Source organism: Mesorhizobium sp. L-2-11, from assembly GCF_016756595.1.
Taxonomy (GTDB): Bacteria; Pseudomonadota; Alphaproteobacteria; order Rhizobiales; family Rhizobiaceae; genus Mesorhizobium.
Genome location: NZ_AP023257.1, coordinates 2,568,809 through 2,593,816 on the forward strand (window position 1 = coordinate 2,568,809; position 25,008 = coordinate 2,593,816).

At 62.4% G+C, this 25,008-nt stretch carries 23 protein-coding genes; 17 read left to right on the forward strand and 6 right to left on the reverse strand.

The window, feature by feature from the left end; all coding sequences use genetic code 11:
• The first annotated feature begins 45 nt into the window (after window positions 1–45).
• From ehuC to doeB, 7 genes are all read left to right on the forward strand, one after another.
• Window positions 46–705: an ectoine/hydroxyectoine ABC transporter permease subunit EhuC gene (ehuC, locus tag JG739_RS12280; RefSeq protein ID WP_202366683.1), complete on the forward strand. Its 660-nt coding sequence runs from the start codon at window positions 46–48 to the stop codon at window positions 703–705.
• 16 nt (window positions 706–721) lie between these two features.
• Complete coding sequence (ehuD, locus tag JG739_RS12285) at window positions 722–1,381, forward strand: ectoine/hydroxyectoine ABC transporter permease subunit EhuD (protein WP_091600368.1); 660 nt, start codon at window positions 722–724, stop codon at window positions 1,379–1,381.
• 235 nt (window positions 1,382–1,616) lie between these two features.
• On the forward strand, window positions 1,617–2,387 hold the full coding sequence (gene eutA / locus JG739_RS12290) for an ectoine utilization protein EutA (protein WP_202366684.1): 771 nt from the start codon (window positions 1,617–1,619) through the stop codon (window positions 2,385–2,387).
• A gap of 4 nt (window positions 2,388–2,391) precedes the next feature.
• On the forward strand, window positions 2,392–3,384 hold the full coding sequence (gene eutB / locus JG739_RS12295) for a hydroxyectoine utilization dehydratase EutB (RefSeq protein WP_202366685.1): 993 nt from the start codon (window positions 2,392–2,394) through the stop codon (window positions 3,382–3,384).
• Window positions 3,381–4,373 (forward strand): ectoine utilization protein EutC, encoded by a 993-nt coding sequence (gene eutC, locus JG739_RS12300; RefSeq protein WP_202366686.1) that lies wholly within the window; start codon window positions 3,381–3,383, stop codon window positions 4,371–4,373. The genes eutB and eutC overlap by 4 nt, the downstream gene beginning before the upstream one ends.
• A gap of 38 nt (window positions 4,374–4,411) precedes the next feature.
• Window positions 4,412–5,602 (forward strand): ectoine hydrolase DoeA, encoded by a 1,191-nt coding sequence (doeA, locus tag JG739_RS12305; RefSeq protein WP_202366687.1) that lies wholly within the window; start codon window positions 4,412–4,414, stop codon window positions 5,600–5,602.
• A 5-nt stretch (window positions 5,603–5,607) separates the two neighbouring features.
• Complete coding sequence (gene doeB, locus JG739_RS12310) at window positions 5,608–6,609, forward strand: N(2)-acetyl-L-2,4-diaminobutanoate deacetylase DoeB (protein ID WP_202366688.1); 1,002 nt, start codon at window positions 5,608–5,610, stop codon at window positions 6,607–6,609.
• Between the two features lie 159 nt (window positions 6,610–6,768).
• Here doeB and JG739_RS12315 read toward each other — a convergent pair whose 3' ends face one another.
• Window positions 6,769–6,993: a hypothetical protein gene (locus JG739_RS12315; RefSeq protein ID WP_202366689.1), complete on the reverse strand. Its 225-nt coding sequence runs from the start codon at window positions 6,991–6,993 to the stop codon at window positions 6,769–6,771.
• Between the two features lie 452 nt (window positions 6,994–7,445).
• On the opposite strand from JG739_RS12315, the gene JG739_RS12320 reads away from it, so the two are divergent.
• From JG739_RS12320 to JG739_RS12330, 3 genes are read left to right on the forward strand one after another with little or no spacing between them, the layout of a single operon-like run.
• On the forward strand, window positions 7,446–8,513 hold the full coding sequence (locus tag JG739_RS12320; RefSeq protein ID WP_202366690.1) for a type III polyketide synthase: 1,068 nt from the start codon (window positions 7,446–7,448) through the stop codon (window positions 8,511–8,513).
• Window positions 8,510–9,223, forward strand: coding sequence for a methyltransferase domain-containing protein (locus tag JG739_RS12325; RefSeq protein WP_202366691.1), 714 nt, complete (start codon window positions 8,510–8,512; stop codon window positions 9,221–9,223). Before JG739_RS12320 ends, JG739_RS12325 begins: the two co-directional genes overlap by 4 nt.
• Complete coding sequence (locus JG739_RS12330) at window positions 9,220–10,455, forward strand: NAD(P)/FAD-dependent oxidoreductase (protein WP_202366692.1); 1,236 nt, start codon at window positions 9,220–9,222, stop codon at window positions 10,453–10,455. The genes JG739_RS12325 and JG739_RS12330 overlap by 4 nt, the downstream gene beginning before the upstream one ends.
• A gap of 58 nt (window positions 10,456–10,513) precedes the next feature.
• Here the strand turns inward: JG739_RS12330 and JG739_RS12335 are convergent, their stop codons facing one another.
• From JG739_RS12335 to JG739_RS12345, 3 genes are all read right to left on the reverse strand, one after another.
• Window positions 10,514–10,822, reverse strand: coding sequence for a hypothetical protein (locus tag JG739_RS12335; protein WP_202366693.1), 309 nt, complete (start codon window positions 10,820–10,822; stop codon window positions 10,514–10,516).
• A 631-nt stretch (window positions 10,823–11,453) separates the two neighbouring features.
• Window positions 11,454–12,614, reverse strand: coding sequence for an IS4 family transposase (locus JG739_RS12340; protein ID WP_202366694.1), 1,161 nt, complete (start codon window positions 12,612–12,614; stop codon window positions 11,454–11,456).
• Between the two features lie 162 nt (window positions 12,615–12,776).
• Window positions 12,777–13,040, reverse strand: coding sequence for a hypothetical protein (locus JG739_RS12345; RefSeq protein ID WP_202366695.1), 264 nt, complete (start codon window positions 13,038–13,040; stop codon window positions 12,777–12,779).
• A gap of 266 nt (window positions 13,041–13,306) precedes the next feature.
• Here JG739_RS12345 and JG739_RS12350 point away from each other — a divergent pair, with 266 nt between their 5' ends.
• From JG739_RS12350 to JG739_RS12380, 7 genes are all read left to right on the forward strand, one after another.
• Entirely contained in the window at window positions 13,307–14,746 is a 1,440-nt protein-coding gene (locus tag JG739_RS12350; RefSeq protein WP_202366696.1) for an FAD-binding oxidoreductase, read from the forward strand.
• 447 nt (window positions 14,747–15,193) lie between these two features.
• Entirely contained in the window at window positions 15,194–16,660 is a 1,467-nt protein-coding gene (locus JG739_RS12355) for a tlde1 domain-containing protein (protein WP_202366697.1), read from the forward strand.
• A 246-nt stretch (window positions 16,661–16,906) separates the two neighbouring features.
• Window positions 16,907–17,692, forward strand: coding sequence for a ThuA domain-containing protein (locus tag JG739_RS12360; RefSeq protein WP_202366698.1), 786 nt, complete (start codon window positions 16,907–16,909; stop codon window positions 17,690–17,692).
• A 78-nt stretch (window positions 17,693–17,770) separates the two neighbouring features.
• Window positions 17,771–18,829, forward strand: a complete 1,059-nt coding sequence (locus JG739_RS12365) for a Gfo/Idh/MocA family protein (protein WP_202366699.1) — start codon at window positions 17,771–17,773, stop codon at window positions 18,827–18,829.
• Between the two features lie 230 nt (window positions 18,830–19,059).
• Window positions 19,060–19,872, forward strand: a complete 813-nt coding sequence (locus JG739_RS12370) for an N-formylglutamate amidohydrolase (protein WP_202366700.1) — start codon at window positions 19,060–19,062, stop codon at window positions 19,870–19,872.
• Complete coding sequence (locus JG739_RS12375) at window positions 19,869–21,737, forward strand: flavohemoglobin expression-modulating QEGLA motif protein (protein ID WP_202366701.1); 1,869 nt, start codon at window positions 19,869–19,871, stop codon at window positions 21,735–21,737. The genes JG739_RS12370 and JG739_RS12375 overlap by 4 nt, the downstream gene beginning before the upstream one ends.
• Before the next feature lie 14 nt (window positions 21,738–21,751).
• A complete protein-coding gene (locus tag JG739_RS12380; protein ID WP_202366702.1) occupies window positions 21,752–22,798 on the forward strand; it encodes a glutathione synthetase in 1,047 nt (348 codons plus the stop codon).
• 238 nt (window positions 22,799–23,036) lie between these two features.
• Here JG739_RS12380 and JG739_RS12385 read toward each other — a convergent pair whose 3' ends face one another.
• On the reverse strand, window positions 23,037–23,819 hold the full coding sequence (locus JG739_RS12385) for an SDR family oxidoreductase (protein WP_202366703.1): 783 nt from the start codon (window positions 23,817–23,819) through the stop codon (window positions 23,037–23,039).
• 474 nt (window positions 23,820–24,293) lie between these two features.
• Window positions 24,294–24,854 carry a nucleotidyltransferase domain-containing protein gene (locus JG739_RS12390; protein WP_244749840.1) on the reverse strand — a complete coding sequence of 187 codons (561 nt, stop codon included), beginning with the start codon at window positions 24,852–24,854 and terminating at the stop codon, window positions 24,294–24,296.
• Window positions 24,855–25,008 lie beyond the last annotated feature (154 nt).

Consider the following 25,008-nt stretch of genomic DNA (forward strand, 5'->3'; position numbering starts at 1 on the left):
GCGGCAGTTTCGCATGACCGCAAACGATAGGAATTTCGAATCGCAATGACCCAATGGTCCGGCTATTTCGGCCTGATATTGCAGGGAGCGCTGGTTACCATCGAGCTGACGCTGATGGGGTCGGTGCTTGCCCTCTTCATGGCCTTTCTCGCCGGGCTGGGGCGGCTGTCGCGTTTTTTCGTCATTCGGGCGCTGGCCACCGCCTATATCGAATTCTTCCGCGGCACCTCGATCTTCGTGCAGCTGTTCTGGGCCTATTTCGTGCTGCCCTTCATCGGCATTTCGCTGACGCCGCTGCAGGCCGGCGTGCTGGCGCTTGGCCTCAATGTCGGCGCCTATGGCGCGGAGGTGGTGCGCGGCGCCATCCAGTCGATCGGCCGCGAACAGTACGAGGCCTGTACCGCGGTCAATCTCGGCCGCTGGCAAGCCATGCGCCATGTCATCCTGCCGCAGGCGCTGCTGGTCATGCTGCCAACCTTCGGCAACAACGCCATCGAATTGCTCAAGGCCACCGCCGTGGTTTCGCTGATCTCGCTCACCGACCTGACCTTCCAGGCCCAGGTGGTGCGCTCGCAGACCGGCAACACGCTGGTGCCGTTCACCACCATCCTCGTCATCTATTTCGCCCTTGCGCTGATCATTTCCTGGGGTGTCCGATCACTTGAAAGGCGCATGGCGCGCGGCCTTGACGGGGTGCGCGTCTGATGGATCGGGCCTCGTAATGGAGTGGGATTGGAATTTCGTCTGGGAGATCATGCCGACCCTGATCGAGGGCGTGAAGATCACCATCCTGGCGACGCTGCTCGGCTCGGTCCTGGCTGCTATCGTCGGCCTTGCTATCGCGCTGGCGCGGCGCTCGCCGAACAAGGGCTTGTCGCGCAGCGTCGGCTTCCTCGCCGAGTTCATTCGCGGCACGCCGCTACTGGTGCAGCTGTATTTCATCTTCTACGTGCTGCCGGATATCGGTATCCTGCTGCCGCCACTGGTGGCGGGCGTCATCGGCCTCGGGCTGCACTACGGCACCTACACGGCCGAAGTCTATCGCGCCGGCATCGACAATGTGCCGCGCGGCCAGTGGGAAGCCGCCAAGGCCTGCAATCTCAACGCCAGGCAGACCTGGACCCACATCATCATGCCGCAGGCTATCCCGCCGATGATCCCGGCGCTTGCCAACTACTTCATCGCGATGTTCAAGGAGACGCCGCTGCTGTCGGCGATCACCGTGCTGGAACTGATGAACCAGGCCAAGAGCGTCGCCAATACCTACTACCGCTATGTCGAGCCGATGACCCTGGTCGGCGCCTTCTTCCTCGTCATCAGCCTATTCTCGGTCGTGCTGCTGCGCTGGCTGGAGCGCAGGTATGGGCGAATTGAAAAATGACAGTGGTTCCTGCGATGCCTTTGCTTTATGGCGCCCCCCTCTGTCCTGCCCTCTTTGCCACCACTTGGCATCTCCCCCACTTGGGAGATCGGCTGTCACCCCTGCTTTCGCCAATCTTCAATGTTGAAAGATTTGCGACGAGGTCGAAGCTGCCAATCTCCCCCCTTGAGGGGGAGATGTCCGGTAGGACAGAGGGGGGCGCCGTAGAGTGCAGACGGTTGGCAAGGAGAGCCTGATGACCGTTGACATCCGCTTGCATTCGACACGGCCGGCGCTCGAAGCGCGTCCGCTGGAAAAGCGCATCGGCCTGATCGTCCTTGCCACCGACCATACGACCGAACCGGATTTTCGCCGCATGGTGGCAAGCAACCGGATCGGCGTCTATGTCGCGCGCATCCCCTACGCCAATCCGACGACGCCGGAGAATTTGCGCAAGATGCAGCCGTCGCTTACGGCGGGCGCCGCGCTCATCCTGCCCGATGAGCCGCTCGACGCGGTCTGCTATTCCTGCACCTCGGCCTCCGTGGTCATCGGCGATGCCGAGATCGAGGCGGCGGTGCAGGCGGCCAAGCCTGGCGTACCCGTGGTTACGCCGCCGATGGCAGGGGTGCGCGGCTTGAAGGCGCTGGGCGCTGGAACGATCAGTATTCTTACTCCCTACACGGTCGAGACCAGCCGTCCGATGGTGGCCTATTTCGCGGCGCACGGTTTCGAGATCGCCAGCTTCACCTGTCTCGGCCTCGACGACGACCGCGAGATGGCGCGGATTGCACCGGCCACGCTGGTCGATCTGGCGCGCGAGGCGACCGATGCGCAGGCGGACGCACTGTTCGTCTCCTGCACGGCGCTGCGGGCAGCACTTGCCGTCGTCGGCATGGAGGAGGCGATCGGCCGTCCGGTGGTGACCAGCAACCAGGCAACGGCCTGGAGCTGCCTGCGGCTTTGCGGCGACGACGAGCCGCGCGCCGAATTCGGCCGTCTGATGACGCTGCCTTTGGGACAATGAGGCGATGACATTTGCGCCCATCACCTTCTCGGACATTCGCGCCGCCCGCGAGCGCATCGCCGGCAAGGTCGAGCGCACGCCGGCTGTGCCTTCCCCGAGTCTTTCCGGGCACTTGGGCGCGCCTGTTTATCTCAAGCTCGAGCATCGGCAGACTACCGGCAGCTTCAAGTTGCGCGGCGCCTCGAACGCCATCGCGTCGCTGAACGCCGAGGAGAAGGCGCGCGGCGTGGTCGCCGCGTCGACCGGCAATCACGGCCGGGCGCTGGCTCATGCGGCAAAGCTTGAAGGCATGCGTGCGACGATCTGCATGTCGCGACTGGTGCCGCAGAACAAGCTCGACGAAATCGGCCGGCTCGGCGCCGAGATCCGCATCGTCGGCAACAGCCAGGACGATGCGCAGCAGGAGGTCGACCGGCTGGTCGCGGAAGATGGGCTGATCATGCTGCCGCCCTTCGACCATCCCGATATCATCGCCGGGCAAGGTACGCTTGGGCTGGAAATCATCGAGCAGGTTGCAGACGCCGCCCTGGTGCTGGTGCCGCTGTCAGGCGGCGGGCTGGCGGCGGGTGTCGCCGCTGCCGTGAAGGGTGTCAGCCCCGGCACGAAGGTCATCGGCGTTTCGATGGCGCGGGGTGCGGCGATGAAGGCAAGCCTCGATGCCGGACATCCGGTCTTGGTCGAGGAACTGCCGACGCTGGCGGATTCGCTCGGCGGCGGTATCGGCCTCGACAATCGGCTGACCTTCTCGATGTGCCGCGACCTGCTCGACGACGTGATCCTGCTCAGCGAGGACGAGATCGCCGCCGGCATCCGCCATGCCTATGATCAGGAGCGCGAGATCGTCGAAGGCGCCGGCGCGGTTTGCATCGCCGCCGTGCTTGCCGGCAAGGTCGGGGCGAGCGGCCCCACAGTGCTCATTCTGTCGGGCCGCAACATCGACATGACGCTGCACAGGAAAGTCGTTTGTGGCCAAGCATTTGAGGAGAGCGCCGCATGAGCCGGATGACGATACTCACCGAAGCCGAACTGCGCGCGATCGTGAAGCTCGATCTCGATGCCGTCGCCTGCGTCGAGAACGCGTTCCGAGCGCTTGCCACCCTGCCGGTGGCGATGCCGCCGATCCTGCGGCTCGACATTCCCGAGCATCGCGGCGAGGTCGACGTCAAGACCGCCTATGTGCCAGGCATCGACGGTTTTGCCATCAAGATCAGTCCCGGTTTCTTCGACAATCCGAAGCTCGGCCTGCCCAGCGTCAACGGCATGATGGTGCTGCTGTCATCAAAAACCGGGCTGGTCGAGGCGCTGCTGCTCGACAATGGCTATTTGACCGACATCCGCACGGCGGCGGCTGGAGCGGTCGCGGCGAAACATCTTTCGCGAGCCGACTCCACTGTTGCCGCGATCTTCGGCGCCGGCGTCCAGGCCGGACTGCAGCTCGAGGCGCTTATGCTGGTGCGGCCGATCACCCAGGCCCGCATCTGGGCCAAGGACGCCGCCAGGGCCGAAGCCGCGGCGGATGCATTGCGCGAAAGACTGGGCATCGTCGTGCGCGCCGAGCCCGACGCGGCCACGGCGGCGGCCGGCGCCGACATCATCGTCACCACGACGCCGTCGACCGAACCGCTGATCAAGGCCGGCTTCGTCTCGGCCGGCCAGCACATCACCGCAATGGGTTCGGACGCCGAGCACAAAAATGAGATCGCGCCGGCGATCCTGCGCATGGCCGATCTCTACGTCGCCGATAGCGCGAAGCAGACGCGGCTGCTGGGCGAATTGCATCATGCCATCGCGACAGGGGTGATGGCAGCCGATGCCGAGATCACAGAGCTCGGCCAGATCATCGCCGGCGATAGGCATGGCCGCCGTTCGGACAGCGACATCACCATCGTCGACCTCACCGGCACCGGCGTGCAGGACACCGCGATCGCCACGCTCGCCCGCGACCGTGCCGAGGCGGCCAGCACCGGGACAATTTTCGAAAGCTGATACCGGCCGCAAGGCCCAACAAACGAGGACCAAGAACAATGCAGCCCAATTTGAAATTCTCGCGCGGCGAATATGCGGATCGCCTCGCCAAGACCCGGAAGGCCATGGAGGCCAAGGGCGTCGATCTGCTCGTTGTCAGCGACCCGTCCAATATGGCCTGGCTGACCGGCTATGACGGCTGGTCGTTCTATGTGCACCAGGCCGTCATCGTGCCGCCGTCGGGCGAACCGGTGTGGTATGGGCGCGGCCAGGACGCCAACGGCGCCAAGCGCACCGCCTATCTCGCGCACGACAACATCGTTGGCTATGCCGACCATTATGTGCAGTCGACCGAACGCCACCCGATGGATTTTCTCTCGCAGGTGCTGGCCGACCGCGGCTGGGGCAAGCTCAGCATCGGCGTCGAGATGGACAATTACTGGTTCTCGGCCGCTGCCTTCACATCGCTGCAGAAACATCTGCCAAATGCCCGCTTCGTCGACGCCACGGCACTCGTCAACTGGCAGCGCGCAGTGAAGAGCCCGACCGAAATCGATTACATGCGCAAGGCCGCCCGCATCGTCGAAGCGATGCACCAGCGCATCGTCGACAAGATCGAAGTCGGCATGCGCAAATGCGATCTGGTCGCCGAGATCTATGATGCCGGCACGCGCGGCGTCGACGGGCCGGAGGGAAAGATTGGCGGCGACTACCCGGCGATCGTGCCGCTGCTGCCGTCGGGCGCCGATGCGTCGGCGCCGCATCTGACCTGGGACGACCGGCCGATGAAATCGGGCGAGGGCACCTTCTTCGAGATCGCCGGCTGCTACAACCGCTACCATTGTCCGCTTTCGCGGACTGTGTTCCTTGGTAAACCGACGCAGGAATTCCTCGATGCCGAAAAGGCGACGCTGGAAGGCATGGAGGCGGGGCTGGCCGCTGCGAAGCCTGGCAATACATGCGAAGACATCGCCAATGCCTTCTTCGCGGTGCTGAAGCGTTACGGCATCGTCAAGGACAACCGCACCGGTTATCCGATCGGGCTTTCCTATCCGCCGGATTGGGGCGAGCGCACGATGAGCCTGCGCCCCGGCGACCGCACCGAGCTGAAGCCCGGCATGACCTTCCATTTCATGACCGGCCTGTGGCTGGAGACGATGGGGCTCGAAATCACCGAATCCATCCTGATCACCGAGACCGGGGTCGAGTGCCTGGCCAATGTGCCACGCAAGCTGGTGGTTAAGAATTGAGCCCGATGTCCAGCCTTCGCCCATCACCGATCACGCCGACCGTCGATTTCGACCGCGACGGCGTGCAGCACGGCTTCCTGCGGCTGCCTTACAGCCGTGACGATTCGGCCTGGGGATCGGTGATGATCCCGATCTGCGTGATCCGCAACGGCAGAGGGCCGAGCGCATTGCTCACCGGCGGCAATCATGGCGACGAATATGAGGGGCCGCTGGCGCTCTACGATCTCGCCCGCACGCTCGATCCCAAGCAAGTCAGCGGCACGGTGATCATCGTGCCGGCGATGAACTATCCGGCGTTCCGCGCCGGCACCCGCACCTCGCCGATCGACAAGGGCAATTTGAACCGCAGCTTTCCCGGCAAGCCCGACGGCACGGTGACCGAGAAGATCGCCGATTATTTTCAACGTGAGTTGCTCCCCCGCACAGACATCGCGCTCGACTTCCATTCCGGCGGCAAGACGCTCGACTTCGTGCCGTTCTGTGCCGCCCATATCCGCCCCGACAAGGAGTTGGAGGCGAAGGGTTTTGCCGCGGTGGAAGCGTTCTCGGCGCCGTGGTCGATGAAGATGCTGGAGATCGATGCGGTCGGCATGTTCGACACTGCCGCCGAAGAGATGGGCAAGCTGTTCATCACCACGGAGCTCGGCGGCGGTGGGACTGCCCGCGCAGAGACGGTGCGGATCGCCCGGCGCGGCGTGCTCAACGTGCTGCGCCATGCCGGCATCGTCGCCGGTGCGGTCGAGATGCAGCCGACCCGCTGGCTGGACATGCCGTCGGGCGATTGCTTCTCCTTCGCCGAGGACGACGGGATGATCGAAACCATGATCGATCTCGGCGAGCCTGTCGAAGAGGGCCAGGTCCTGGCGCGCATCCACTCGATCGGCCGCACCGGTGCCGCACCTCAGGAGATCAGGGCAAGGATGGGCGGCATGCTGGCAGCGCGGCATTTCCCCGGACTGGTCAAGGCGGGCGACTGCACCGCCATGGTCGCCGTGCTGGTCGATTGAAGCAGGGCAATCGCTTCAGGTCGTCGGCGCTGCCCCTCATCGCCCTGCCGGGCACTTCTCCCCGTATAGTGACTGTATAGTGACGGGGAGAAGGACGCTCTTCGATGATTTCGTTGCAGAAGACGCGCCAAGGGCTACGCCCATCGGACTTCTCCCGTTTTACTGGGAGAAGGTGCCGGCAGGCGGATGAGGGGCAGCGTCGGCATTGAATGTGGCAGCCACGGGCAGCTTCCAGGCGCTGTCGATCAATTCAGCGGTGCGGGTAACCGACGTCTGGATCGCGTCTTGCGAAACTCTGGGCTGGCCGGCAATCAAAAGTGCGGCGCCGCCTGGCACGCCGAAGACGGCGATCACAATCACACCGAAAGCGAGACTGCGCTTCATTGCTGAATCTCGGAGCAGGCAGCAACAGGAGAATGAAGAAAAGCCACCGCAACGTCAATCGAAGGCCCGCGCCTCTGGAGGAGCGCGGGCCGACCGGGGCCCCCGGTCCGGCAGCCAACATCCGGGAGATATTCGCTGTCACCCTACAATCGTTAGTATGCGCTAATGTTCCCATCGCTCAGAGAAATACCACGCCTACCGAGGGCCGGAAGCAATGGCGCCGCGGCCCGAAGCGCGGGCACTTCGGTGGACACCTCGGTAATGGAGCCTATGTTCCTAATACCGGCGAACCGCAGCATCGCCTGGCAACAGCACAGGTGGGATGAAATCAGTTCTCAGAAACGTTCATCAACAACACTCAATGCCTGCTGCCCGACACCTGGTGCCGATGACCAAAAAACCTCCGGCGGTGGTCCTGAAAAATACCGTGCGCGACGCCGAGGAGACCGAATATGCCGGCCAAAGCGTTTATTAACCGGATCGCGACAGCGGTGCCGGAGCACGAGGTTCATCAATTCTATCTGCAATTCGCGGCCTCAATGCTTGCGGCCGATCGCCGAAGAATTTTCAAACGCATGGTTGACGTTGCCGGCATCGAGCACCGCTATTCCTGCTTTGCACCTGCCGGCGACCCCGAAGGACCATCAGCAGATCTTGACGGGAGGTTCATCCGGGGCGCCTTTCCTGGAACGGCCGAGAGAATGGCAATGTTCTGTGATGCCGCACCTGTTCTGGCGCAAAAAGGCGTCGACGGATTGGCGCTTGGCGGCGGCGCTTCTTGCATCACCCATCTCATCGTCACCACCTGCACCGGTTTTTCAGCGCCAGGTATCGACCTGGAGCTGGTTGCGCGATGCGGCCTGCCGGACAGGGTCGAACGCACGATGATCGGTTTCATGGGCTGCTACGCGGCGATCAACGGCCTCAAGCTTGCCCGCCACATCGTCCGCTCCGACCCGCAGGCCAGGGTCCTGCTGGTCAATATCGAACTCTGCACGATGCATCTGCGGGAAACCAGCGAACTGGAAAAGCTGCTGTCGTTCTGCCTCTGGGGCGATGGCTGTGCGGCTGCGCTCATCACCGCCGAGCCGCACGGCATCGAGCTCGAAAGCTTTTACGGCATCGTGGCGGACGAGCGGCGGGATCTGATGAGCTGGAGCATTAGTGACCACGGCTTCGAAATGGTTCTTTCCGGCCAGGTCCCGGCAGCAATCCATGAAGCGTTGCGGAGCAATCACCACGCCATCCTCGGCGGTCGGCCGACCGAGGCGATCGACCTCTGGGCCGTGCACCCGGGGGGACGTTCGGTGCTCGACGCCGTCGAACGGGCCCTGGAACTCGCGCCCACCGCGCTGGAGCCATCGCGCGAGGTGTTGCGCCGATATGGAAACATGTCGTCCGCGACCGTCATGTTCGTGATGAAAGAGATGTTGAAGGCGCCACCAGGCATGCTTGGCTGCGGCATGTCGTTCGGACCCGGGCTGGCGGCCGAAACCATGCTTTTCCGAACGGGGTCATGAGCAGCCTGGAGCACCGCCAGCTTGCGCCGGAAATCCTCGATGGACTTGCGGCCGACGATCCACGAGCGCTTGCGGCGCGTCGCGACCTCCGTCGCATCAACGCGCTGATGTTGCAGGCCAGGATCATGGCGTCGCTGCTGCAGAAATTTGTGCCAGGGCCGCCGCGCCGGATTCTGGAGATCGGCGCCGGCGACGGCTCATTCATGCTGGCGGTAGCACGACGCATGGCCGGGCATTGGCCTGGGGTCGACCTGGTGATGCTCGACCGCATCGACCTCATCACCACGCAATTGCGTGGTGATTTCGACAGGCTGGGATGGACGGTCGAAGCCGTCACCGCCGATGTCTTCGACTGGGCGAGAAACAATGAGGGCACGCGGTTCGACGCGATCACCGTCAATCTGTTTCTGCATCATTTCGACGATGCCGAGCTCGTGCGCCTGTTTGCGCTGATGGCGCCGATGGCCCCGTTCCTGTTGGCGACAGAGCCGTTGCGGACGAAACTGACGCTGGCCGCGACCCGTCTTCTCCCGGCAATCGGCGCCAATGACGTCACGCGAAACGACGCGGCTCAAAGTGTGCGTGCCGGCTTTCGTGACAACGAGCTTTCCGGTCTCTGGCTCGCGGCAAACGGCAAACCGGTCGAGGAACGGCGCGCCGGCCTTTTTTCCCACATTTTCGTCGGCGCCCGCGCCGGTCATGACCTATGACGCGATTGTCGACCCATGACGCGATCGTCATAGGCGCCGGCCCGGCGGGCACGTCCGTCGCGCTGACGCTGGCCCGGCGCGGATGGGCCGTGGCTATTGTGGAAAAGAGTGTGTTCCCGCGCCGCAAGGTCTGCGGCGAATATATATCGGCAAGCAATCTTGCGCTTCTGGACCAGTTGGAGATCGCCGATGCCTGGCGTGCCAATGCCGGCCCCGAAATCCGCCGTGTCGGCTTGTTTTCCGGCGAGACCTGCGCCGAGGCGCCCATGCCTCATGCAAAGGGTGCGCTTCAAGCAAAAGATGGGCGCCGCGCGAAAAAAGACGGTTTCGGCCGCGCGCTCGGCCGGGATATTTTCGACTGTCTGCTTTTGCAGGCGGCGCGATCGGCGGGCGTCGAAATCTTTCAGCCTTGCCGCGCCGTCGCCATCGACCCGGATGGCGAGGCGCAATTGGTGCGAATTCAAGCCGGAAACGAAACGACGATGTTGCGCGCGCCGGTGATTGTCGCCGCGCACGGCTCCTGGGAGCCAGGACCGCTACCCAGCCAGGTCGGAAAGACCAACCGCCGTTCGGACCTGTTCGGCTTTAAGGCGCATTTCACCGGGTCGTCCCTGGCACCTGATTTGATGCCCCTGCTGGTATTTCCTGGCGGTTATGGCGGCATGGTTTGGGCGGATCATGGCCGGCTGTCGATCTCGTGCTGCATTCGGCGCGACATGCTCGCACAGTTGCGCAAACATCCCCGCCACCAGAGCCATTTATCGGCCGCCGAGGCGGTCTCCCGTCATCTGATGGAATCATGTCGCGGAGTGAGGGATGCGCTGGAGTCAGCTGAGGCCGACGGGCCGTGGCTTGCCGCAGGTCCGATCCGGCCGGGAATTCGCTCCTGCTACGAACGCGGCATCTTTCGCGTCGGCAACGCAGCCGGCGAGTCCCATCCGGTCATCGCCGAGGGCATTTCGATGGCGCTTCAGTCCGGCTGGCTGCTGGCTTGCGAACTCTTATGCGCGCCAGGCGGCCGTGCGGGGCGCGAGACGGCAGGCAGACGTTACGAAGCGGCTTGGAAAAGTCTGTTTTCAACACGGGTCTACGCCGCCGCCGCACTTGCCGGGATTGCCCTTAGTCCCGGCAGCGCCGCCTTGATGGCGGCGATTGTCCGGAACTTCCCGCAGGCGCTAACCTTAGGCGCGCAACTGAGCGGCAAGACAAAGCCGGTTCCCGGCTTTGTCTGACGGGTGGGGCGACGCGTTCATGCGCACCAAGGGCACTAGCGACCTCGAAAGGGCTAACTCACTTGGGGCAATTCTCCATGTCCGAAGTTGCAGTGCCACTGGCGGAGTTGGTATTCGCATCGGCGCCTGCGATTTCCTTGCACCGATCATCCATGCCGTCGGTGCCAGTGTCTGTTGACCCGGTTACGTTCGGATCGGCAGGAGTTGGATTATTCGTGCCGGTTGTGGTTCCGGTGCCGGTCCCAGTCCCAGTCCCAGTCCCCGCTCCCGGATCGCTGGTGCCGGATCCTGTGCCGTTCGATTGCGCCATCGCCGAAGTGGCGAGTGCGATACTGAGTACGGTTGCCGAAAGAATTTTCTTCATCATGGTGGCTCTCCATTGGAGTTGCGTCGCTGGTTGCGATGATTATCCAACGAGCTTTTTTTGGAGTTGTTCCGTCAGACAAAAATTGTGATCGACGGGTCGGGGCCGATGGCAATCCAGCAGCAATGCTGGCGAAGCAGCGAACGAGCGCCGTCGCGCTTCTAATGGCATAGCCGGCCGAGCACCGTTGCGATGGAAGCGCCGTTCTGCCGTTGCATTCTTCGGCTGGTGTAACGGTATGGATCCCAGGGTCTGCGCCGCGTCGCTTCGCTCCTTGCTTCGCCCTAGGATGACGAAGTCGTGGTGGTTTATGCCAATCGCCAGCGTTGGAGATTTGGCTGCCCGACCGGCCGGGCAGCGAAGGTCCACAGCGCTTTCAGCAGCGAATCTCAGTGGCAATCGCAAACCTCCAGGATTGGCCGAAACCCCTCCACTTCGTCATCCCAGCGCGGAGCAGGAGCGAAGCGACGTCGCGGAAACCCTGGGATCCATGCCGTTACGCCAACCGAAGAATGCAACGGCTCAGGATAAATGCTGATCTGTAGTGATCCTTCGCGCCCCCCTCGGTCCTGCCCCTCTTTGTCAAAACTTGGCATCTCCCCCCACTTGGGCAGGGCTGTCCGGGGAAAGTTATTCATATATTGAAGGCCATCTGATTGGGAGCGGCTCGGTCTCTTGGTCGGCTTGGATTGATCGGTGGCGGCTTGTCGATGGTGTGCAGTTTCCGCCGCCCGAACAAGTATTGAGCGACCAGTTCTGTGAACCTCAAGATAGGAATAGTGACGCGGCGGGTGCGCGCGACAATGCGCAGCAGCGCAAAGGCGATCATTGCGGCAAAGAGTTGCAGGCGGATTGCATTGCCGTTGTTGCCGAGGAACTTGCGGATCTTGAGGTGCTGCTTGATCCATCGGAACAGAAGCTCGATGTGCCAGCGGCCTTTGTAGAGCCGTCCAATCTCGACGGCGGAGCGCTCCAGATCGTTGGTCAAAAGCGTGATGGTGTCGCCCGTTTCGCGCTGAACGCGCAGGCGACGCAGCCGCATCGGCAGCTTGCAAGCAGCCTTGCTGACCAGGCTTACCTCACTGTCTTCCACAACCAGGAAGCCGTCGCCCTGCGGCTCGGCTATAGGGCGATCACGCAGCAGCGCCAGCCTCATGTTGGATTTGGGCCGCGTCACGAAGATCGATCCGGCTTCGGCGATCGCCGTCCACCAGCCATAATGGCAGTAGCCCTTGTCGAACACGTAGGTCGCTCCAGCTTCGATCGTGATCTGGCGACCGACCTGGGCGTCGTTGACGTTGGCGTCGGTGATGTCGAGGATGCGCGGACAGTCGGTCTTCGGGTCATAGACGACATGCACCTTCATGCCGCGGATGCGCCCGTTCGACTTGGCCCAATCGCACAGTTTGCCGAGCGGAATGGGGGTCGAGTCGATCAGCCGCAGCATCGCTTCGCCCTCGCGCCGCATTTGCCTGTCGAGCAGGTTCGCCACCAGACCGAACGCCTCGGCAAAGATGGCGACCGGACGCCGTCTGTTGGCATCCGACAAGGTCGAACGCATCAACGGACCGCTGCCCAGGTGATAATGATGCTGGCTGTTGGCGTTCCAGCCGGCTTCCAGGCCACGCAAGCTGCTGCTGCCGCAGAACTGGGCATAGATCAGCGCCACCAGATGATCCCAGCTTCTGAACGATTTGTCGTACGCATCCCCGTCGTGGCGATCCACAATTGCTTGGAATTGACGCCGATCGATGGGTTCAAGAAGCTGCCCGAAGATGCTAGGTGCAAAGCGCATGCCCCGTTCCTTTTCTGAGTCTCGACAACCAGAGAAAAGACGGACAAACCCCGTTTTACGGGGCATGCACATGTGGCATTTCGATTCACTCAAAACTTTCCCCGGACAGCCCTGCCACTTGGGGGGAGATTGGCAGCTCTGGTCGCTCCAGATCGGCCCCGTTCACGGCTCGTCGATATCCTGCTTCGAGGGGTTGCGCGAGAGGGCGCGTTCCTCTTCGTCGTCCGGCAACGCCTCGTCGCTCTCCTGGTACGGATTGTCGTCGTCTTCCTCGGGCAGTTCAGCCTCCTTATCGAGGTCGTAACGGATGTCGCCGTTTCCCGGCACGCTGTCCGGTAGAATTTTACTGCCCTTGATCGCGTCCCAATCCTGCTTTTCGATGGTCGGGCCTTCGGGCGAAACGTCGAGTTTTCTGCGTGGTGCCATCAGAGCTCTCCTCTGCATTGGTTGCTCATACGCCTAACTCCGTGGACCGCTGCGCAGTTCCTCGATCGGACCGGTGAGATCGTCCTACGTCGACCCTATCCCGCTTGGCCTGCCGGCGGGGCTTTTTATCTCAATAAGAGCTGACCGTTATACGGGTTGTGCAATGCCGGCCAGGGAGCGATCATGAACTTGCGCGACTTCTAATATAAAGGCAGACTTGGAAACGGGTGGAGGGAAAACGGCTCAAAAACATCGGGAGGAAAGCCATGGACAGCATGAGCCTCACCACGCTTGAAGGCGGCAAGAAGACGGTCGATGCCGCGGCCCTGGAGGCGCTTTCGGTACAATTGCGCGGCACCGTGCTAAGGGAAGGCGACGCCGCCTATGACGAGGCACGCAGCATCTGGAACGCCATGATCGACCGGCGGCCCGGGCTGATCGTGCGCTGCGCCGGTGCCGCCGACGTTATCGCCGCCGTCAATTTCGCCAGGGAAAACAGGCTGCTTGTCGCGGTTCGCGGCGGCGGCCACAACATCGCCGGCAGCGCCGTCTGCGACGGCGGTCTGATGATCGATCTGTCGGCGATGAAGTCGGTGCGGGTCGATCCGGCGACGCGGCGGGCATGGGTGGAACCTGGCGCGACACTCGCCGACGTCGACGCGGAGACACAGGCCTTCAGACTGGCGGTGCCGACCGGCATCAACTCGACCACCGGCATTTCGGGCCTGACCCTGGGCGGCGGCTTCGGCTGGATCACGCGGAAATTCGGCCTGACCATCGACAATCTTCTCTGCGCCGATGTGGTTACTGCAGACGGCAAGCTGCTGCGCGCCAGCCAAACCGAAAACCCGGACCTGTTCTGGGCGCTGCGCGGTGGCGGCGGCAATTTCGGCATCGTCACGGCTTTCGAGTTCAAGCTCCATCAAGTCGGTCCGCAGGTGCTGTCGGGGCTCGTCGTTCATCCCTTCGCCGATGCCGAAAACGTGTTGCGGGAATACCGAGCGGCGCTCGAAGCAGCGCCCAATGAGCTGACCTGCTGGGTGGTCATGCGGCAGGCGCCGCCGCTGCCGTTCCTGCCGGCCGAATGGCATGGCAAGGAGGTGCTGGTCCTGGCCATGTGCTATTGCGGCGACCTTCAGGAGGGTGAGAAGGCGACACAGAGGCTTCGCGCCATCGGCACACCGATTGCAGACGTGGTCGGCGCCAACCCGTTCACCGGCTGGGAGCAGGCATTTGATCCGTTGCTGACGTCCGGCGCCCGCAACTACTGGAAGAGCCATGACTTCACCGAGCTTTCCGACAGCGCCATCGAGGTCGTCACGGCCGCGATACCCGGGCTTCCGGGGCCGGAATGCGAGATATTCTTCGCCCATGTCGGCGGTGCCGCGGGCCGGGTGACAGCGGATGCAACGGCGTTTCCGCAGCGCAGCGCGCACTACGTCATGAATGTCCACGCCCGCTGGCGTGAACCGGAAATGGACCGCGCCTGCATCGACTGGGCGCGGGGTCTCTTTGAAGCAGCCAAGCCCTATGCCGCCGGCACGGCCTATGTGAACTTCATGCCCGGGGACGAGGTCGACAGGGTCGAAGCGGCCTATGGCGGCAACTATCGGCGGCTGTTGGAAATCAAGCAGCGATATGATCCGCTGAACCTGTTCCGCATGAACCAGAATTTGCGGCCGGCGGAAGCGCAGCGCGCCGCATAGGCTGCGCAGGCATGACAAGCCCGCGCCTCCAACGGAGGACGCGGGCCTCGTTTCGGGTCATGCGCTGGCGGGTGTCAACCTTTAGCTGACGCCGCCCAAGGCACGGTCTAGTTCTTTCGCTTTGTTGACTCGGCCTGCAAAAACGGGCAGCAAAGCCTGGCATGGAGGGCATTTCCGCTATTCTCATCGTTTTGGAGGGAGCCTTTTTTGACATAGACCTTCGCCTAATCGGCGATCGGTAGAGGGATTGGTTAACCAAGTTTGTCCATCTTTTGATTCAATCGGCAACAGACGTGAAGCGTGCCGGGGGGCACCAGGCGACTGTGATTGTGACGGCTGCGAGCCCGCATGCCGCAAGGCCGATTGAGGTTTGGTTGTATGGCGTTGATGCGTTTGAATAACCGGGGTGACAATCCTGATAGTGGATTGACTTCGATGAGGCCCGGGATGAGGCCAGGCCTGCGCTGGGTCGCGATTCCCGTTGCTGGCGCTGCGATCGCTCTGTGGTCGGCTGCGACCGTGGCCGGCCTCCATTCGGTGGGAACTTCGCTCACCGCCGCCTCCAACAGTCTTCCGCAAAACCTGCTCGCGCCGCGCTCCATGGCGCTCGCCGATCCCCGACACACATTTGTCGATTCACGGGCCAATCCACGGGCCAGTTCGTGGGCGCCGTCACTGGCAAGCCGGCAGCGCCAGGCGTCGCTGCTCAGCCGATGCAATGCCGGCTGCGCGCAGGCCGCTGCGAGCTTCGTGCATGAAGGCAAGGTAGCGCGTCTCAAGCCATCAGCGCGGCCGGATACTGCGCGGCTTGTCGCCGAAATCTCACCGCAATCGCGCTTCGACAGCGTGGTGGCGAAAGCGGCGCTATCGCCGCAAAAGATTGCTGCTGCCTTTGCCCACGCCTCGGATGGGGTCGCGCCGTTTGCGGTCGTCAGTCTGCCGACGGGCGGCCAGCACTTTGCGGAACCGGTGCGTCTGGCCGATCACCATGGTCCCGCGTCCGTGCGCTTCGGGCCCGAGATTGCGGAAATCGAACGATCCTCCCGTCTGGCGCTGGCGCTTGCATTGCCGGAAGCGATGATCGACGTGCTGCCGCCAGCCATTGCGGCGAGCGAGTCTCCTGCTCCGCAGGAGCCGCAACAGGCTGAGGTCCAATTGACCTCGCTGCCGCCGCAAGACGAGATGCCCGACAGCATTCCGCTGCCGACCTGGCGCCCGCAGGCGGAAATCGATCGGCCAGCCGAAGCGCCGAATGTTCAAGCGCCCAAGGTCCCATCGATCAAGCCTTCCAGGACCCAGGCAGCCCGGACAGCCAAGGCCGACGCACCGAAGACCGGCGAGGTCCCTTCGGTCGAGCCGACGCAAAGGACCCTATCGCCGAGGAGTTCGTCGACCACGGCCGTGCCAAGCCTGCAGGCCAGCCAGGGCTCGCAAAACAAACCGGCCAAGCGGTCGAAGGCCCAGGACATGCTGGCCTATGCCAAGCCCGACAGCCCGGCCGGCGGCGGCGGGGTCTTCGGCAACCTGTTCAGCAAGCCCGGCAACGGCGTCGCCGTCTACGACATCTCGGCGAAAACCGTCTATATGCCGGACGGCTCGCGGCTCGAGGCGCACTCGGGACTGGGCTCGATGGTCGACCAGCCGCGCTACGTCAATCGCAAGAATGGCGGCCCGACCCCGCCCCACACCTACGATCTGAGGCTGCGCGAATCGCGCTTCCATGGCGTCGAGGCGCTGCGTCTCACTCCCATCGACGGCAAAAACAAATATGGCCGCGACGGCTTTCTTGCGCACACCTATCTGCTGCGCGGCGGCCGCGCCGAGTCGAATGGCTGTGTCGTCTTCAAGGACTATGCCCGCTTTCTCGCCGCCTTCAAGAAGGGCAAGATCAAACGCCTCGTCGTGCGCAGCTAGCAAAGTCGCTGATGCAGGTGGCATCGGAAGGGCGCGCCTGACCATCTGCAGCATAGAAAAGCCGTTCTGTAGCGATCTTTCGCGCCCCCCTTTGTCCTGCCGGACAGAGCGGGGCGCTGTCTCGGCGACCTCGCCGGAATTCCACCCAATTGTCAGCAGCCAGCCTCGAAACCGTTTCCATTCCCGGCCGAGGATACTATGACTGACCGGACCGGGGCGGCGGCTTCAACCGATCGAGAGGATGTCATGACGATACGCGCTGTCGTTTGGGGCGAGAATATCCATGAGCGGACCAATGACGTGGTGGCTGGGATCTACCCCGAGGGCATGCACGCAACGATCGCCGGCGCGCTGAAGGTCGACCCCGAAATTTCCGTATCGTGGGCGACGCTTGAGCAACCGGAGCATGGCCTGTCGGCCGACCGTTTGGCGCAAACCGATGTGCTCGTGTGGTGGGGACACAAGGACCATGGCGCCGTCGCCGACGAAGTCGTCGAGCGCGTGGCGCGCCGCGTCTGGCAAGGCATGGGGCTGATCGTGCTTCATTCCGGCCATTTCTCGAAGATCTTCAAGCAGCTGATGGGCACGCCCTGCACGCTGAAATGGCGCGAGGCCGGCGAGCGCGAGCGGCTCTGGGTGACGAGCCCCAACCACCCGATCGCTGCCGGGATAGGCGAGTATTTCGAGCTCGAGAACGAGGAGATGTATGGCGAGCAGTTCGCCGTGCCGGAACCGCTGGAAACGGTGTTCATCTCCTGGTTCCAGGGCGGCGAAGTGTTCCGGTCGGGGCTGACCTGGCGCCGCGGCGCCGGCAACATCTTCTATTTCAGGCCAGGTCACGAGACCTATCCGACCTATCACGACGCGAATGTCCAAAAGGTGCTGCGCAATGCGGTGAAATGGGCGCACAACCCCCAGGGCGCACATCCAGCCATCCTCGATGCGCCGAACGTGCCGGTGGAAAAGGCGCTCGAGCCGATCGTCGAGCGCGGTGCAAAACTCCATGCCGCGGGCGAAGCCGGGTTTCGCTAGACCGCTGTCGCGAAGCTTCGGTTCTAAAAAATCCATGATCGAACAAGCAGATAAGCTCTCATCCTAAGGATAAGAATCATGCGTCTTTTGATACTCGGCACCGGCTGGATGGCGGAAGAGCATGCCAGGCAGTTCAGCAGGATCGAAGGCGTCGAACTGGTCGGCGCCGTCGATCTCGACCGCGCGCGTGTCGACAAGTTTTCGGACAGCTACGCAATCCCCAACCGCTTCGCGTCGCTGGAAGACGCGCTCGCATGGGACAAGTTCGACGCGGTGGCTAACGTGACGCCAGACCGCATCCACCATCCCACCACCATGATGCTGATCGCGGCGGGCAAGCCGGTGCTGTGCGAAAAACCGCTGGCCGAAAATTACCAACGGGCCAGTGAAATGGCCGATGCCGCCGAGCAAGCCGGCATCATCAACATGGTCAACCTGACCTATCGCAACGTCGCGCCGCTGCAGCAGGCGCGCGCCATGGTGCTTGCCGGCGACATCGGCACGGTCAGGCACGTCGAAGCGTCCTATCTGCAGAGCTGGCTGGTTTCCAAATTCTGGGGCGACTGGCGCACTGATCCGAAATGGCTGTGGCGGCTGTCACGCGGCCATGGCTCCAATGGCGTGCTGGGCGATGTCGGCATCCATATCCTCGATTTCGCCAGCTATGGCGCGGCGCTCGACATCGATCATGTGTTCTGCCGCCTCAGGTCCTTCGACAAGGCGCCCGGCAACCGGATCGGCGAGTACGAACTCGATGCCAACGACAGTTTCACCATGGCGCTGGATTTCAGCAACGGCGCATTCGGCGTCGTTCATGCCAGCCGCTGGGCAACCGGTCATCTAAACGAATTGCGGCTGCGCATCTATGGCGACAAGGGTGGTATCGAGGTCGTGCACAACCTGAAGAGCTCGGAGCTGAAAGCGTGCATGGGCGAGGACATCGAGGACGCAAAATGGCAGGTTCTCGATGCCGGAACGGTGCCGACCAACTACCAGCGCTTTGTCGATGCGGTGCGCAACCGCGTCCAGGCCGAGCCGTCGTTCCGCCACGCGGCCGAATTGCAGAAGGTTCTCGACCTTGCCATTGTGTCGGACGAGAAGCGGGCAGAACTCAGGGCCCATGCCGACACGCAATAAGCGTGGGTTCTTCGCCCTCGCGAAACTAGGGAGATCGGCTGGCCGCACCTTGTCCTTCAAGTAGGAGATGGGGTCGGGACGATGTGAAAGCGCAATCTCCCCCCGCAAGGGGGGAGATCGGCTGGCCGCAGCGGGGCGCAGCCTGCTGATTCAGGGCGGAGCTAACGATCGCTTGTTCGATGAGTCGGAACCGTCCGTACTCTCCGCGCATTCGATGGACTATGAACAGGATGATTTCCAACAACGATCCGGGCGGATCACCGGCAGGCTGGACAATCAAGCTCGGAGAATCTCCTGTAGTCGGTACAGCTATCCACAGCGGCACCGACGTAGGCGGGGCTTGTCGATCGGCCATGTGTCTCTCCGATCCTGACCGGCGTCGAGAAGAGGACCCGTTCACCGAGCGCTTCATCGCCGATTTTCCGACCCAGATCGTCGTTCATCGATCGCGCTTCCAGGGAGATCTGAACCGCGCGCGCGACGCCTCGGTCTACCGGTCGCCGGATCAGTCCTGGGGTCTGAAGGTCTGGCGAGGGCAGTTGGATGAGGACATCGTAAAAGAGTCTCTTTCCTTTCACGATGCCTTCTACCGTGAGCTGAACCGTGTCCTCGCCGATATCGAGAAGCGCTATGGCAAGTTCGTTCTTGTCGACGTCCATAGCTACAATCACCGGCGCGGGGGGCCGGAGGCCATGCCTACGTCTCGCGACGTCGCGCCCGACATCAACATTGGTACGTCTTCCATGGACCGCGAGCGCTGGGCGCCGGTCGTCGATGCTTTCATCGAGACGCTTCGCGGCCAGCGCCTCAACGGCGAGCCGATCGACGTGCGCGAGAATGTGTCCTTCCAGGGCAAGGGCGAACAGACCCGTTTCGTCCATGCCAATTTTCCAGAAACCGGCTGTGCCATCGCCGTCGAGTTCAAGAAGATTTTCATGGACGAATGGAGTGGCGAACCCGACTGGGGAACAATCGAGCGGCTGCGCGCCATGCTGGCGTCTACGGTGCTCGTCCTGGAGTCGGCGCTGCGGGCCATGCGATGAAGCCCAAGCTCGTTGAGCCCGCGGCGCCGTTGGCGCAAATCGAATCGGACCTGGACGCGCTTTTGCGGGACGGCAAGCCAATCCGCTGCGATTTCGGCAATGGCAACCGTTTGCACATGGATCGGCCGCTGCCCTTTCTGTGTGTCCATGTTGGGTCGCATCAGGATGCGGCATTCCATGCCGTCTCCGCCAACGCGTCCTATCTGATCGCGGCCGACATCGGCCTCGCCCGCGAGGCCGCGCGGCTGGTGGTGCGAAGGCTGCGCGATCACTGCGGCGCCGTCCTCATGCTGGACATCGGCGAGTTGGCCGAAGACCGGTTCCTGACCGAGGATGTTCCGTTCCTGCCGCCCTTCGAGATTGCGCTGGCCTGCGGCGACACGGCGGCGGAGAAGGCGGCACTGAAGTGCTTCGCCACCGCTGCGTCCGCACGCGAAGCAAAATACCGCACGCCCCGCGTCGAAGAACTCAACCCAACGACACGCGCCGAAGCACGGCTGCTGGATGATCTCGGTGATGCGGCGTGCCTGACGGTACGCTTCGCACCGATCTACCGGGTGCCGGGCACCAAGCGCGTCTACCCTGAACTCCACGACCTCATCGTCGCCAACATGGTCGATTCCGCACTTCAGGCCGTCAGCGCCTTCCTGAAGGCGTCAAGGCTGGAACAGCCGGCAACCCATCGGTCACTGGGGCGGCGCGCCTATATCGACGCCGTCGTGCGCGCTGATCGGGCGATCGACAACGTCGCGTCGGCGTTCGACTTCCTGCTTGCTGTCACACCGATCAATGCCGAACCGGCCTGGCTTGAATTCCGGGCAGGCGGCTTCGAGCGTGTGCCCGCGCTGCTCTACAGGCCACTCGAGTTCGAGGTCGCCGCCCAGAAGCGGACGCTCTATTCGGTCTCGCTCGATCACCTGGAAGATCCGCTCCTGACCAAGCTGCTCTCCGAAAAGCAGCAGGAACTCGATCTCCAGCTGTCGATGCTCGCGGCACGCGAAACGCCCCGCTTCGTCGAACTCGGTCGCGCGCTCTATGGCAGCGTCGAGCCGAGCCTGGCGGCGAGGGCATGCACCATTCTCGAAAGGCTACCGCGAGTTGCTTCAGCGGCCCGGCAGAAGGGCCTTGATGCTGACGCCGTTGCCGCGGCCGCGCGAGACATGATCGCCGGATACCGGGCCGCCTACCCCGATTTCGATGCTTCCGTGGAGATCCGCGGCGACCTGCCGGCCGGCCTCCTGGTCTCGCGAAACCGACTGCTGGTTTCGCGCGATACCAACCTTCCATCGGAGCGTCTGACTGCGCTGCTCAGTCACGAGATCGGTGTTCATCTGCTGACCTATTTCAACGGTGATGCGCAGGGGCTCGCCATCTTCCGCAACGGGCTCGCCGGCTACGAGGGCATGCAGGAGGGACTGGCCGTGCTGGCGGAATATCTGGTCGGCGGCATGACCGCAGCACGCTTGAGGCTGATCGCGGCCAGGGTTATCGCGTGTCAGGCGATGCTCGACGCCGCAACGTTCGAGGAAGCCTTCCGCATTCTCCACAGGGATTTCGGCCTCGACGATCACAGCGCCTTCAACGTCGTTCTGCGTGTCTATCGAGGCGGTGGCCTCGCAAAGGATGCCATCTATCTGCGCGGCCTGGCGCAGATCCTCGATCATCTCAAGAATGGCGGCAGCCTCACTCCCTTCTGGATCGGCAAGATTTCTGCCGCGCATTTTGGCCCGATCCAGGAACTCAACGCGCGCGGCCTGCTGCGCGCGCCGCGCCTCGAACCTGCGTTTCTCTCTTCCGACTCGGCCCGTCCACGCCTCAAGAAAGCGATGGCGGGAATCGATCCGATCGATATGGTTGAAGCTTGAGCGGGGTCTCCTCAATGCGCATTGCGTTCTTTGTCAATTCCATTGAGAGCGAGACACCTGGCTATACGACAACAGCGTTGGCGCTGGCTGCGGTCCAGCGCGGCCATTCTGTTGTCTATGTTGAACCAGGCGACTTCATACTGCGTCCGGATGACGGTCTGGCTATCAGCGTCGCGGTTCTGCCGGATGCTTCCTACAAGACGCCCGACAAGCTGCATGCTGCCCTGAAGGATGCCGCGAAGCAGAAAAAGACCTTCGCGATAAGCGATATCGACATTGTGTTTCTGCGTAACGACCCGTCGCTGGACGCCACCGATCGACCATGGGCCGCTAACGCAGGCATTATGTTCGGGCGGCTCGCAGCGGAACGCGGCGTGATCGTCGTCAACGATCCGGACGGCCTGGGGCAGGCACAGAGCAAGCTCTACCTTCAATCTTTTCCCGAGGCGGTCAGGCCGGCTACCCTGATATCGCGCAATATCACCGAGATCCGCGCATTTATCGACAAACACGCGAAGGGCTGCATCGTCAAACCGCTGCAAGGGTCGGGTGGCAAGAACGTATTCCATATCGCAAAGCCTACCGATTCCAACCTCAACCAGATTTTCGAAGCGGCCAGCGGCGCCGGCTATCTCATCGCGCAGGTCTACATTCCGGAGGCCAAGGCTGGTGACGTGCGTCTTTTCCTGATGAACGGCCTGCCGCTGGCGCGCGACGGCAATTACGCAGCCTTTCGCCGCGTTCCAGCCAAGGGCGACGTCCGGTCCAATATCCATGCCGCCGGAACAGCCCGCAAGGTCAAGGTAACGGGCACGATGTTGGGCATTGCCGAGATGGTGCGCCCCAAGTTAATCAGCGACGGCATGTTTCTGGTTGGGCTCGACATCGTCGGGGACAAACTTCTGGAGATCAACGTCTTCACGCCAGGCGGGCTGACACGGCTCGCCGTCATGTACAAGACGGATTTTGCCATGAGTGTCATCGTTGCGCTGGAGGAGAAGCGGACGCTGCGTCAAGCTTATGGAAAGACCCTGACAAATTCGCGGCTGGCGACGCTCTGAGGAACGCAGGCATGACGCGATCTGATCCCTCTGCGGTCGTTCAATTGCGAGCGTCGCATGACGCGATCTGACCCTAGTCGGACACTTCAGGACCAAGTTTTCTCCCCAGTTAGCGGACCTTCTGCGGAACTCACCGCTTTGACCCAAAAACGACCTTCAGCTCCGTTGCGCTCAACGTCAGCAATGGCAACCACGGACAAGATGGAAGGTTCAGCCCGCAATCGCGCTCAGGGCGTCCTCAATATGCCCGAGTGAAGCCGCCATCGTGTAGAATGTTCAAACCTGTCATGTGATCAGTGAGGGGCGACAACAAGCTCTCGACGACGACGGCAACTTCAGACGGCGTCCCATACTTTTTGAGCGGGATATTCTCGGTCTCGACCGCAATCCTTTGTTCAAAGGTCACGCCGGCCTCTAGCGCACGCTTGCCAATTGCATCCCGATACCAGGGCGACAGCGTGCCGCCGAGTGAAAGAGTGTTCACATGAATACCTCTTTCGCCCAGCGCAAAGGCAAGCGTCTTCGCTTCTCCAAGCCAAGCGGTGCGGATGACGTTGGCGGTGGCGTAGTGGCTAAGAACCTGAGCCGAAGAAATGCCGGAAATGATTACGACCTTGCAGCGACGACCTGCTTCAGGGGCCGGTTCCATCCGAGCGATTGCCGACTTCAACAGGGACAACGGCCCAACGAAGCTTGTCTGAAACAGCGTTCGCCAGACCTCTGGCTCGGGCATAGGGTCAGCGGACGAATGCGGTTGGGGCGGCATAAGAACCACCCCATCAAGCTTGAGGCCGGAGGTGGCAAGGTGTCGATCAAACTCGACCAATGCGGCATCGGATGCCATATCAACCGGTATAGCTTTATGCGAACCCTCGTCTGGTGCAGGCAGGCTCGAAACCAGCGACTCAAGTCGTACCTGATTACGGGCCGCTAGCATCAGCCGAGTGCCACTGGCCGCAAGGCGTTCGCAAATTGCTTGCCCGATCCCACCTGTTGCCCCAGTCACAAGTATGGTCGACATCACACCACCCCGCCAGTTTCGAGCAATATACCTTTGTAGGCTGGAAAAGCCATTGGCACTGCCGCAGAAGGGTCTTGCGAGTGACGGCTATGGGTCGGATCGCGACACCCGCGACGCTGACTGCCAACGTCGGGAAATGGCGCTGTCGAGGCAATGCGCGCGTAAGCTGCTCACCTGCCGATGGGAGCGTCAAAGGGCCGGGTCGGGTGGGAATCAGACGCAGCTACTCGATTGCTTCCAAGGCTGCGAGGTCGTTTTCGATAGGCCGGGAAAGCTGGAACTTCGCATGCAGTGCCAGCACCTGGTTCCGATAGAGTTGCAGGAGCGAGCGTAAGGCCGCCAAGATGGCATCGCCCTCGCATGGACAGTAAGAAGACCTGAGGGCAGTGAGAACATCGCCACTCGCCCGCCTGTCGAACTTTGCCATGACAGCCGTTTCAGGGGTTCGATCATGCAGCCAGTCGTCGGCCTGCATCACGTGGTGGCGCAGTTCGTCAAGGAGCGTCTGCGCGTAGAATAGCTCACCGGCATTGCCCGCCGATACGTCTCATGGGCTGCCGCCAACCCTTTGCTGATTGAAAAGTCTACATCGTCTTCGCCAACCGTGAAGTGCAATCCTTGCGATCGCTGCACAAGATCGGCAACGATGCCCTTGGGGTCGTGGAAGATCTTGATCGGCAGCCGATACCACGGCGAGGGCGTCAGCGCGGCCGCATTGTAGTAGAATATGTCAATCTTCCCGAACGGCTGAAAATGCGACACACAGTGCTGCGCGTTCGGAATCCATTCGTTGAAGAGGAAGCCCGGCCACTGCTTTGGCATTTGGCGACGCTGCCGCACGAAGCGCGAGTGCCGCTCGGGCATTACGACGATGCGCAGGTCAATATCGGAATAGGCATCGGCGCTCCTGGCTGCCATCGACCCGCCCAGGAAGATACCTAGAACATCGGGGTCTGCCTTGAAGCAACCAAGTGCGGTCGCGAGAAGGTCGTTTCTCGCCTTTTCGAGGTCGTCTTTTGTGATGGGCGTCTTCATGTGGAGACAGACTAACGCGGGTTGGAAACGTCCACAAAGGGGTCGACTCGAGCCGTTGCGCGAAGGGCAGCTTTTTGAGAAGGGCCATGAATGTCGCGAAATGGCGCGTCCCGCTGGTTCAAATACCTGACTCGCAAAACGCCGGAATCGAGCA